Source organism: Streptomyces sp. AM25 (assembly GCF_058146165.1).
This window is the reverse complement of sequence record NZ_JBKIWN010000121.1, coordinates 1-1,618: the sequence shown is the minus strand read 5'-3', so window position 1 is coordinate 1,618 and position 1,618 is coordinate 1. Positions and strand designations below refer to the sequence as shown.

Genomic DNA, 1,618 nt, shown 5'->3' with positions numbered 1-1,618 from the left:
CACGGGCCAATTACGTGAGCGCCGACACCTGGACCGGCCCTCGCCGGCCCCATGAGCGTGAGCAGCCGGGCGAGGGCCAGACGAGGGGCGCGGTGACGTGCGAAGCCCGGCCGCCCTGTTCAACGACATCCCGGCCATCGCGTCACCACGGGACGGCGTCCCCGCCACAGTCGCTGCCGACTCGCGGGAACACATGGGGTGGAGGTCCAGCCCGGCCGGCGACTTGCGCCGGGGGAAGACCCGGACCCCCAGGGGGCGGCCGGACCGGCAGACATGGGGACAGGCAGCCGGCCGCAGACAGGCACCAGGAGCGCCTTCCCGATATCTGCCCAGCCTGGCGGGCAGACATTCAGGCAGCAGTCGACTGCCGGCCGCCGGTCCCCTGCTGCAGCTGACGGAAGCTACGGATTCACCGGTCTCCACTGCAGTGGCCAGAGCGCCGGGCGCCACAGCCCGGCCCACCAATTCACCAACCCCCGTCACGCGTCGACCGCTGGCCCTTTCCTGTGCCGCACGACGGCCCGTCGATACCAGTCCTGAAGCGCCCACCTCATACTCCAGGACAGCATCCGTAGTCAGTCACAGGATCCGGGCGGGGGCCATGGCCGCCTGACGGGCTGATTTTCGCTGACGCGCCCAGCCAATATTGCCAACTCGCTCACTGGAGGCGCGGAAGGGGTCAACAAATTAAGCCGGAGTAGTATTGTAGGACCTTACCAAGAATCCAGACTGATGATTCCGCCTTCTCGTTCGCGTTCATCGGAAAATGCCCATAGAGCGCGTTGCGGCGACCCCGTCCGCACACCCACATTTCCATGAACACCCATGACTGCATATTGACGCAGGATGGTAGAGCGGGCTGAAATTACTTCCAAGCCTACCCGCGGCCTTGCCCGTCCTGGCGGGAGTCCGTGATGGGTATCTTTTAGCGAAGCGTCTTCCTGGGCAGCCAGAGCCGAACTGGGCCAATTAGGGTAGTACATCCGGTATCACCGGGCCCTTGCCCAGGCGAGGTGTGCGTACGGGGGCAAGGATGCGGGGATGTGGGAATCGCGTCGGCGTTTTTTCGGGACAGCTGTGGGCAGCGCAGGAATGCTGCTGCTATCCGCACAAGTGTCTGTCGCAGCAGAGCTGGAGGGTGGGACGGTGAGCTGGCCGGGCGGGCAGGCGCTCCCTACTTTTCCGCGGCTTCGCAGGCTGGACGTGTTCGACGTGGAGGCGGCGTCAGCTGAGGTGCGGGTTCTTCTGGCCACGCTGCAGGGTCTGACGAGCAGGCTCCGGCCGCGGATCTATCTCTCGGGTTCGTTTGAGGAGGGCAGGGACAGCTGGCTGCATGAACTGGGGGTGCCGGGTGATCCTGTTAAGGATCTGGATGTTCTGGTGCGGAAGTACCGTGCTGAGGTCGCGGGTGTGATTGTGCCCGATCCGGCGGTGCCGGCGTCGCTAAACGTGGCGACCACGCTGGCCGGCCTGCGGGATGCGCTGGTTGCTCCTGCCGGGTTGGCTGCCCGGTTCGGTCTGCCGGTGCTGGAGGACCTGCGCGGCCGTTTCACCGACGCGTCCGCTGCCTATACGTGGGCGGTGGAGCACCCTCGACTTTCGCTGTTCTCGTAGGTCA

At 65.8% G+C, this 1,618-nt stretch carries 1 protein-coding gene; it reads left to right on the top strand.

Features of this window, described 5'->3' with window-relative positions; translation table 11 throughout:
* The first annotated feature begins 1,203 nt into the window (after positions 1–1,203).
* Positions 1,204–1,614, top strand: coding sequence for a GxGYxYP domain-containing protein (locus ACLHRZ_RS37145; protein WP_490422996.1), 411 nt, complete (start codon positions 1,204–1,206; stop codon positions 1,612–1,614).
* Positions 1,615–1,618 lie beyond the last annotated feature (4 nt).